This window comes from Bifidobacterium sp., assembly GCF_050874245.1.
In the GTDB taxonomy this organism is placed as follows: Bacteria; Actinomycetota; Actinomycetes; order Actinomycetales; family Bifidobacteriaceae; genus Bifidobacterium.
This window is the reverse complement of sequence record NZ_JBNMKH010000066.1, coordinates 1-10,145: the sequence shown is the minus strand read 5'-3', so window position 1 is coordinate 10,145 and position 10,145 is coordinate 1. Positions and strand designations below refer to the sequence as shown.

Genomic DNA, 10,145 nt, shown 5'->3' with positions numbered 1-10,145 from the left:
GCGATTACGGATTGCGTACGGCCGTCAGGCGTGCGTCGCGTCCGAATCGCCCGTATCAGCCGCCGTGCGCAACTTGCGTTTGCGCGCGAAGCCGACGATGAACAGCGCTATCACTGCGATGGCGGCGACGGCTTGGGCGGCGAGGCATTCGACGTACGGATACAGGCCGATCCAATCGTTCGTCGGCACGCTCGACAGGTAGTGGCCGTCGATGAGGTCGCCTTCGATGAGCGCGTGGATGCCACCGCCGGCGAAGATGACCACAAGCACGGCCATCAGAATCGAGGTGACGAGGAAGAACGGGCCGATGGGAATCTTCACGGAGGTGAAGCGCAGCACGAGGAAGATGACGAGCAGCACCACGGCCGCGGCGATGCCGCCAATCCACATGCCTTGCGAATCCTGGCTCATGGAGTAGATGGATTCGTAGAAGATCACGGTTTCGGCGCCTTCGCGGAACACGGCGAGGAAGCTCAGCATGGCGAGCGAGACGACCATGCCCAGGCTCACGCCTTCTCCGGCTGCGACCTTGCTTTGCGCGCTGGCCACGGCGGTTTCGGTCTTGGTGCGGATGTAGCGGTTCCATGCTTCCACGGAGCTCTTGTTGAGCATCCAGTTGCTGGTCCACAGCAGCATGAGCATGGCGATGAGCGCACACACGCCTTCGCTGATTTCCTGGATCGGGCCGGAGCCGCCGAACAGGAAGGTGAAGAGCACGGCAATCAGTCCGGAGCCGGCGAGGCCGGCGAGCACGCCGAGGTAGATCCACTTGGTGAAGCGCTTGTTGCCGGATTTGACGAGGTAGGCCACGACGGCGGCCACGACGAGCAGCGCTTCGAGGCCTTCACGGATGAGGATGAGGAACGCCTGCCCGGCGGAGCTGGTGACGGCTTTGGTGAAGCCGCTGATGTTGCCGGACGCGCCGCCATCGAGGGTGGCGGCATCTTCGACGAGCCAGCTTTTGAGGTCGTCGACGAGTTTCTTGATCTGCTTCTGGGATCCGCCGTCACGCATGGTCTTGCGGGTCATTTTGAACTGGTATTCGACTTGGGAGACGCGGTCGCCGGAAATCGCGTTCATCACGTTCTTTTCGAAGCCGAGCTTTTCGTAGTACTGGTAGTACGCGTTGTTGACGAGGCTGGAGCCTTCCGATCCCTTGCTGGAGATGGCGGCCTGGTATGCCTTGTCGAGGATGACGTTCATTTCCTTGGCCACGTCGCTCCACGTGCGGTCGCCTTTGCCTTTGGAGGAGTTCTTCTTGGCCGCGTCGAGCGTCTTGCGTTCCTTGGCGGTTTCGGCGGCGCGCTGTTTGGCGTAGGCACGCGGGTTGGCGAGGCTGGTGTTCGCGTCGAGCATCTTCGCGGCGGCGTCGAGATCGGTGTTCAACGCGTCGACGGCGCCGGAGATGGCGTCACCCTGCCCCTGCTGGTAGGCGAGGCCTTCCAAATCGGTGAACTGCTTGAGCAGTTCGGTCTGTTTGTCGGCGGAGATGGTGTCGTTGACTGCCTTCGAGAAGTTGGACGCGTCGTAGCCGATCCAATGCGCGGTCTGGAAATCGGTGCCGGCCTGGCCGTAGTTGCCGTCACGGTAATCCCGTTCGGCGGTGTCGAGCTGTTTGGCGATGTTGTCCGCCACGGCGGTCCAGGAATCGAAATCCGTCTGGCTGTCATCGGCGGCGACCGCACGCTGCGGAATCGCAGTATTCGCGAACAGCGTGACGAGCGCGATCATCAGCGTCGCAAGAAGCGCGGCAAGACAGCCGGAGACCGGGACGCGCGAATCGCACGAACCGGCTACGTGACGCTGCGCGACGCGAGATGACATGTTCCGAACCTTCCTTCTTCCGAGCTTGTTCGGTGCGCCCTCATCGCCGTACGCGACATGCGCACCGAAAAAACAAAATAGAACGAAAGTTTTTTGAAGAACAGTCTTGATTTTTGGTACGTTCTGCTGTAATGCACTCCCAGAATCGGCGGAATTCCGCCATTTTTATTTTTGACGACTTCGGCGTGTCGTCTCACATCGTGGCATGCGACAGCAACTCATCCATCCAGCAGCCAATCGGAAAAATGTTAAACATACTTAACATTTCACCTCGAAAAAAGGGAAATATTAAATATACTTCGCATTTTCAGCAATGATGCCCGCCCGCATCGCGATCGCCAACGCGATAGCATCGGGGATATGGATTCCGTCAACACACTCGCGCGACGCATGCCGCACACCACCGCATTCCCCAATGCGCTCGGCACCGGTCTGCTGATTTCGACGGCACGGCCGGTTTCCGCTGAGCTACGCGGCGAAATGGAACGATTCATCGACGATTACGAGCGGGTGCTGTCGCGGTTCCGCGCCGATTCGTTGGTCGCGCGCATCGGGCGTGCGGAACATGGCGGACATTTCGATTTCCCCGATTGGGCCGGGCCGCTGTTCGACCTGTACGACGCGTTGCGCGATGCCACTTCCGGCGCGATCGACCCGTGCGTGGGTGAGGATCTGATTCGTCTCGGCTACGATCCCGCGTTGAGTTTCACGGTCGAGGCCGATGCCGGTGGACATTTGGGTGCTTTGCGGGGGCGAGCCGTATGGGAGCGTGACGTGGTGCGTTCGGAAGGTAGGACATTGGCAACGCAAGGCCCGGTTCATTTGGATTTCGGCGCGTGCGGCAAGGGCTATCTGGTCGATCTGCTGGGCGGCTTGCTGGCGGATGCGGGGGAATTCGTCATCGACGCCGGAGGGGATCTGCTCGTGCATGCCGAGAAGCCGATCAGCGTGGCGCTTGAGGATCCGGACGACCCATCCCGCGCGGTTGGCGTGGCGCATATCGCCAATGGTGCGTTCTGCGCGAGCGCGCCCAGTCGCCGCCATTGGGAGGTGGCGGTCGACGAGCGGACGCATCTGGCCATCCATCATCTGCTCAACGCCATCGACGGACTGCCCGCGCAGCAAATGGAGGCCACGTGGGTGGCCGTGCGGACGGATGTGAATGCTGGCGCAGATACGGCTGCCCGCCATCGCACGAACACGTTTTCCAATATCCCGACCGCATTGGCGGACGGTCTGGCCACTGCGTTGTTCGTCGCCGATCCGAATGTGCTGAGCCGTGTTTTCACATTCGATTGCGCCATGCTGGACGCCGACCGCCACGCCAGCCTCAGCGACGGTTTCCCCGGCTGTTTCCACTAGCCGGCACCCAGTCGAAGCCACCAACCATGCACTTTCGTGTACATTCGTACACATTGGTACACATTCGTGTACTTTGGTATACTTTCGTGTACATTCATGCACTTTCACTCGGCAATGCAACAATCCAGCAACGCACGGCAAGGAGCACATCATGGCGATGAATCCGTTCAAGCCGACCGCAGGCAAAATGCCTCCCATACTCATCGGCCGCGAATCGGCCATCGAGGAATTCACCGAAGGACTGGACAACGGAGCCGGCGCACCAGGCCGAATCATGCTGGTCACCGGACAGCGCGGATTCGGTAAAACCGTGCTGCTCACGGAATTCCGCCGCATCGCCAGCGAACGCAAGTGGCAGGTCATCTCCGAAACCGCATCCCCCGGTGTCGCACAGCGGTTGATCGACGCGCTCGCCTCCAACGGACCACACATCGAACAGGCCAGCATCAGCCCATCAATCGGCATTCCCGGAATCGCGAACGCGAGTCTCGGCCAGATCAATCTGTCTTCGAACACGATTCCGCTGACCTTGCGCAACGCCATATCAAAGCGTCTGCAAAGCGGGAAAATCGGCAAGGGAAAAGGCATTCTCATCACCATCGACGAAACCCAGGCCGCGTCAATCGACGACCTTGTCGCCATCGCCACAGCCGTACAGCATGTCACCACGTCCATCGACGAAACCGACATCCCCGACACCGAGAAGAAAGGGGTTGCCATCGTCTTCGCCGGACTACCGTCCGTGGTCAATGATCTGGTCAACGATAATGTCACCACGTTCCTGCGCAGGGCGTTGCGCTGCGAGCTTGACAACGTTCCGCTGCTGGACGTGAAGAACGCGTTTCTCGAGTCCGTCGTCGATTCAGGCAAAACGATGAATGACGATGACGCCTGGCGGGCCGCGCAGGCGACCGACGGGTATCCGTACATGGTGCAGCTCGTCGGCTACTACATGTGGCAGTCGGCGCAACGTCGGCATTCGGACGTGATCACCGGGGATGATATCGCCGCAGGCATCGCCGATGCGCAGATCGCTTTTGATGACGCCGTATGCGCGCCGGCCTTGGATGGGCTGAAATCCGCGGAAATCGAATTTTTGCACGCGTTGACCGCCGATTATCCGAAGGCGACCGCGATCGGGGATATTACGTCGCGGACCGGCCGCAGCCGCAGTTGGGTGAACAAGTACCGAGCCGCGCTGATCAAGGATAGGGTCATCCGCTCGGCGGGGCACGGGTTGGTCGCATTCGCGGTGCCGCATTTGGGAGAGTATCTCAAGCGGACGGCATGAGGCTGATAGCGTTACATGACGCCATACACGAAACGCGCCGACCGTGCGGATCGGGCCCGTGGGGTTCGGGCGGATTCCGCATGGTCGGCGCGTCGGATTATTCCGGCCGCTTGACCGGCTGACCAGCCAATCAATCAGTCGGTCAGCGTGAACTGGCTGTTGTAGATGTCGGCGTAGAAGCCGGACTTCGCGAGCAGCTCCTCGTGGGTGCCACGTTCGACGATGTCGCCGCCGTTCATCACCAGAATCATGTCGGCGTCGCGGATGGTGGACAGACGGTGCGCGATCACGAAGCTCGTGCGGCCGACCGTCAGCGCGTCCATGGCCTTCTGAATCAGCTCTTCGGTACGCGTATCGACCGAAGAGGTGGCCTCGTCAAGGATCAGAATCGGGGCGTCCTCAACCATGGCGCGGGCGATGGTGAGCAGCTGCTTCTGACCCTGCGAAAGCGATGCCTTGTCGTCAAGCACGGTGTCGTAGCCGTCCGGCAGCGACATGATGTAACGGTGCAGGCCGACGGCCTTGCAGGCGTTGACGATCTGCTCATCGGTGACGCCCGGCTTGGAGTATGCGATGTTTTCACGCACTGTTCCACGGAACACCCACGTGTCCTGCAACACCATGGAGAACTGGTCGTGCACGTTCCAGCGCGGCACGGACTTGGTGTCCACGCCGTCGATCGAAATCGTGCCGCCGGAAATCTCGTAGAAGCGCATAAGCAGGTTCACCATGGTGGTCTTGCCGGCACCGGTCGGACCGACGATAGCCACCTTCTGGCCGGCCTTCACCGAAGCCGAGAAGTCATGGATAATCGTCTTGTCCGGATCATAGCCGAACCGCACGTGGCTGAATTCCACGTCGCCGCGCACCGGCTGTGGCTTGCCGTCCGCGCCGACGCCGAGCAGCACCTGCTTGCCGGATTCGTCAGCCATCTCCGGCTCCTCAAGGAAGCCGAACACGCGCTCGGATGCGGCGGCGCAACGCTGCAGGTTCTGGAAGGCCTGGGCGAACTGCGACAGCGGCTGGGTGAACAGGCGGATGTACATCATGAACGCCACGATCACACCGAATTCGATCTTGCCGTCCATAGCGAGCGCCGCGCCCACCACGCACACGACCACGTAGCCGAAGTTGCCGATGAAGTTCATGAGCGGCATCATCAGGCCGGAGAGGAACTGGCTCTTCCAGCCGGAGACGTACAGGTCGTTGTTGTACTTCTCGAAGCGACGGATGGCGTCGGCCTCGCCGCAGTACGACTTGACCACGGTGTGGCCGGCGTACATTTCCTCGACATGGCCGTTCACGTCACCCAGGGCGATCTGCTGCTGGGCGAAGTATTTCTGCGAGACCTTCATGATCAGGCCCATCACGATCAGGCCGAGCAGCGAGGCGCCGACCGCGCACAGCGTCATGATGACGTTGTTGTAGAACATCATGATCAGCGCGCCGAAGAACAGCGTGACGGAGGTGATGAGCGAGCCGAGCGACTGGCCGAGCGTCTGGCCGATGGCGTCCACGTCGTTGGTGATGCGGCTAAGCACGTCGCCGTAGCTGACCTTGTCGAAGTACTTGAGCGGCAGCTTGTTGATCTTCACGCTGATCGCCTCACGCAGCTGCTGCGCGGTGCGCTGCGTCACGTTCGCCATGATCCAGCTTTGCACGTAGCAGAGCACGGCGTATCCCACGTACAGCGCGACCAGCAGCCATGCGATGCGGTTCACCGCGTCGAAATCGATCGAACGCAGCACCGGCCTGCCGTGCACGAGGGCCGGCAGACCCTTGGTGATCTCGTTGGTCATGTCCTTGAGCTTGTCCGGACCGACGATCTGGCAGACTGTGCCGGCTGCGCCGAGCACCAGCGCGAAAATCATGGCCGGAATGTAGTGGCGGCAGAAACGCGCCAGTTTCTTCATCACGCCGCCGAAATCCTGCGGCTTTTCAACAGGTCCGCGTCTGCGACCGTGCCCCATGCCACCTGCCATGTCAGCGGCCTCCCTTCAGTTCGTCCTCGCTGAGCTGCGACTGTGCGATCTGGCGGTACACATCGCAGTTGTCCAGCAGTTCCTCGTGTGTTCCCTGACCGACCACTTTGCCGTCATCGAGCACGACGATGCGGTCGGCGTTCATGATCGTGCCGATGCGCTGGGCGACGATCAGTTTGGTGGAGTCCTTCGCTTCCCTTGCGAGCGCGTCCCTTACCGCACGGTCGGTTTTGAAGTCGAGCGCGGAGAAGGAGTCGTCGAAGATGAGGATTTCCGGATGGCGGTAGACGGCGCGTGCGATGGAGAGGCGCTGCTTCTGGCCTCCGGACACGTTGGAGCCGCCTTGTGCGATGGCGGATTCGTAGGTTTTGTCCTTCTTCTCCACGAATTCGGTGGCTTGGGCCACGTCGCACGCCTTGCGCACGTCGGCCATCTGTTCGGCGGTGAGCGCGCGGTCCGATTCGGCTGCGAGCAACTCGTTCTCGCGTTTACGTCCGGCCGCGGTGGAGGTGTCGGCCATTTCGACCGTGTTGTCGGGTGCGCCCGGCTGGTCGCCGTAGCTCACATTGGAGGCGATGGTGCCTTTGAACAGGAACGACTGCTGCGGCACGTAGCCGATCTTGTCGCGCAGGGCCTTGAGCGTGTAGTCGCGCACGTTCACGCCGTCGACGAGCACTTCGCCCTGCGTGGTGTCGTAGAAGCGCGGCACCAGGTTGATGAGCGAGGACTTGCCGGAGCCGGTGGAACCGATGAACGCCACCGTCTCGCCCTTCTTGGCGGTGAACGAGATGCCTTGGAGCATGGCCTCGCGCGAATCCGGGTAGGTGAAGCTCACGTTGCGGAATTCGATCTCGCCTTCCTTGCCGGGCTCGCCTTCGGTGTGCGTACCGTCGGTGACGAGCGGATCGGTGTCGATGACCTCAAGCACACGCTGCGCGGACACATCGGCACGCGGCCAGAGCACGAACACCATGCTCATGAGCAGGAAGCTCATGATGACCTGTACGGAGTAGCTGGAGAACACCACCATGTTGGAGAAGGTGGTGAGCTTGTCGGTCAGCTCGGCGGCGTCGATCAGGTAGGCACCGATCCAGTACACGGCGAGCATGAGGCCGTTCATGATGGTGTTCATCAGCGGCATCATGATGGCCATGGCGCGGTTGGTGAACAGCTGGGTATCGGTGAGTTCCTTGTTGGCCTTGGTGAACTTGGCTTCCTGGTAGTCCTCGGCGTTGTAGGCGCGCACCACGCGCAGGCCGGTGAGGTTCTCGCGGGCCACAAGGTTGATGTTGTCGGTCAGGCGCTGCATGGCCTTGAACTTCGGCATGACGAAATGCATGATTACGGCGATGGCCACCAGCAGGATGGCCACGGCGATGCCGGTGGCGAGCGTCCAGTCGAATCCCTTGCCGGCGATCTTGCACACGGCCCATACGGCCATAATCGGCGATTTGACGATCATCATCAGACCCATGGTGATGAACATCTGGATCTGCGTGATGTCGTTGGTGGACCTGGTGATGAGCGATGCGGTGGAGAATCGGCTCATTTCAGCCGGTCCGAAGCTTTCCACCTTGCGGAATTCGAGCGAGCGCAGGCGCTGGCTGAACGAGGCGCCGACGCGGGCTGCGATGTAGCCGGTGACGATGGCGCAGGCGGCGGAGCCGAGCGAGACGAGCAGCATTTTGCCGCCGGCCACCCAGATGTCGTGCATCTTGCTGCCGGGGGTTTCCACGAGCGTGGTGATGTCGGACATGTAATCCGGCAGGGTCAGGTCGAGCCAGATCTGCCCGACGATGCTGACCAGCGCTATGAGCATCTGGCCTATCTCCGCTTTGGAGAGGTATCGCATGATGCGAAGCATGTATTGGTTCCTTCTCTTATTTGTTTTCTGTATGCGATTTGCGATTGTCGGCGAAGCTACTATCGACGATTACTTTACATCGTAAATTACTTACGATGTGAGATATTACGCTTCTTCCTGTGTGTTTCCTGAGAACGCCTCGGCGACCTGTTCCGGCGTGGGCCGCGGCTTGCCGGGCATGCACAGCGTCATGTACGTGGTGAATTCGGTGGTGAGGTCGATGAATTCGCGCGTCCTGCGCTCCCCCATCTGCGAAAAGATCCAGCAGATCGCGTCGCGCATGCTCTCACGCTGCCGGTGCGCGCGTTCCTCACCCGTTTCAGTGAGACGGATATGCACACTGCGTCGGTCATCCGGGTCCGGTTCGCGCACGATCTGGCCCTTTTTCTCAAGTCCGGCAAGCAGCGTGGAGACACGTCCGGTGGTGGCGCCCATGGCCTGCGCGATCTGGGATGGCGTCATCGGCCCCTTGATATACAGCTGCTGCACGACGAACGGCTCACCTTTGGCGCCACGCAGCATCTCCCGCTGCATCTTGGATCGATTATCCCAGGTGACATGCACCAGCCGTTCAAATGCTTCCTGCTCGAACCCCAATGAGCGTCCTCCTTTACACCGTAGACGTCCGTAAACAACCGCCTACGATAGCTTACGGTGTAAACAATTATTTGGAGGAATCAAACTATTGAACCGTCAGCGTGAGCGGGAACCGCCGAATACGGAACGATTCAGCACGTCGAGCTCGCCCTGGGTAAGGTCGAGCGCGGTGGCGGCGAAGGAATCGTTGATCTCGTGTGGATTGCGGGCGCTGGGGATGGTGAACAGCTTGCCGTATTGCGCAAGTTCCCACGCCAACGTCACGCGCTGGTAGGAGCAGTCATGAGCGGTTGCGACCTCGCGGAACGTATCGTAGGCATGCTGGTCGAACGCGTCGAGGAAGCCACCGAGCGGACTCCAGCAGACGAAGGCCAGGCCGAGTTCGGCGCAATGCTCCATCGTATGTTCCGGATCGGGGTGTGAAGGCGAGAACTGGTTCTGCACGGCAACCAGACCATCACCCAGAATGCTGCGTGCGATGTCGATCTGCTCGTTGTCCACGCGGGAAATGCCGGCATATCGGATCACACCCTCGTCCAACAGCTGCTTGAGCGCACCCACCTGATCCTCGTAGGGAACCGCAGGGTCCGGGCCGTGCGAGTAGAGCAGGTCAAGCGCGTCCACGCCGAGGTGCACGGCTGATTCCTTGGCATCACGGATCATGGTCTCCGGGCGCGAATCGGCCATCCAGCCGTATCGGCTGCCGGCGGCCTGCAGGTGCTGGCGTTCCTGCGCACTCGCATCCCGAGTGTCCGATTCTCCAGAATCGGACATCTGAGCATCTCCCCGCACCCCTTGAATGTCCGATTCTCCAGAATCGGACACACTGGCGTCAGGAGCCGGAGCTTCCATCGTGCGACGGTAGCCGGTCTTCGTGGCTACCAGCACCTCGTCGCGCGGGCCGTCCCACGTGCGCAACGCGTCTCGCACCAGTCTCTCGCCGTATCCCAAATCCTCCGGGGTTCCGGTTCCCGGTTGGCTCGGCAGATAGTACGACCATGCGGTGTCCAAGTAACGCACGCCCGCATCAAGACCGGCATGAATCGTCTCGATCGCAGTATCGCGGTCCGGCCGTCCTTCGATGGCGAGCGCCATCGTGCCCATGCCAAGCCTTGGAATCCTGAACCCCGCCAATTCGCTCTCATTCCGTGCAATCGCCATAACCGTCTTCCTCCCCGTCGTCATCGTATCCGCCACCCATTCTTGCACACATGCGGCAGCCGGC

Annotated in this window: 7 protein-coding genes; 2 read left to right on the top strand and 5 right to left on the bottom strand. The window is 60.9% G+C overall.

Annotation, left to right across the window (positions count from 1 at the left end; genetic code table 11):
- Positions 1-24: 24 nt before the first annotated feature.
- Entirely contained in the window at positions 25-1,203 is a 1,179-nt protein-coding gene (locus tag ACR0P8_RS07385) for an FTR1 family iron permease (protein WP_432624473.1), read from the bottom strand.
- A 981-nt stretch (positions 1,204-2,184) separates the two neighbouring features.
- Here ACR0P8_RS07385 and ACR0P8_RS07380 point away from each other — a divergent pair.
- Together ACR0P8_RS07380 and ACR0P8_RS07375 are read left to right on the top strand one after the other, a co-directional pair.
- Complete coding sequence (locus ACR0P8_RS07380) at positions 2,185-3,186, top strand: FAD:protein FMN transferase (RefSeq protein WP_432624472.1); 1,002 nt, start codon at positions 2,185-2,187, stop codon at positions 3,184-3,186.
- A 151-nt stretch (positions 3,187-3,337) separates the two neighbouring features.
- Positions 3,338-4,477: an ATP-binding protein gene (locus ACR0P8_RS07375; RefSeq protein WP_432624471.1), complete on the top strand. Its 1,140-nt coding sequence runs from the start codon at positions 3,338-3,340 to the stop codon at positions 4,475-4,477.
- Between the two features lie 134 nt (positions 4,478-4,611).
- On the opposite strand, the gene ACR0P8_RS07370 is transcribed toward ACR0P8_RS07375, so the two are convergent.
- The 4 genes from ACR0P8_RS07370 to ACR0P8_RS07355 form a co-directional block, all read right to left on the bottom strand.
- Entirely contained in the window at positions 4,612-6,459 is a 1,848-nt protein-coding gene (locus ACR0P8_RS07370; RefSeq protein WP_432624470.1) for an ABC transporter ATP-binding protein, read from the bottom strand.
- Between the two features lies 1 nt (position 6,460).
- Positions 6,461-8,323, bottom strand: a complete 1,863-nt coding sequence (locus tag ACR0P8_RS07365; RefSeq protein WP_432624469.1) for an ABC transporter ATP-binding protein — start codon at positions 8,321-8,323, stop codon at positions 6,461-6,463.
- 105 nt (positions 8,324-8,428) lie between these two features.
- Complete coding sequence (locus ACR0P8_RS07360) at positions 8,429-8,920, bottom strand: MarR family winged helix-turn-helix transcriptional regulator (protein ID WP_432624468.1); 492 nt, start codon at positions 8,918-8,920, stop codon at positions 8,429-8,431.
- A gap of 96 nt (positions 8,921-9,016) precedes the next feature.
- Positions 9,017-10,081 carry an aldo/keto reductase gene (locus tag ACR0P8_RS07355; protein WP_432624467.1) on the bottom strand — a complete coding sequence of 355 codons (1,065 nt, stop codon included), beginning with the start codon at positions 10,079-10,081 and terminating at the stop codon, positions 9,017-9,019.
- Positions 10,082-10,145 lie beyond the last annotated feature (64 nt).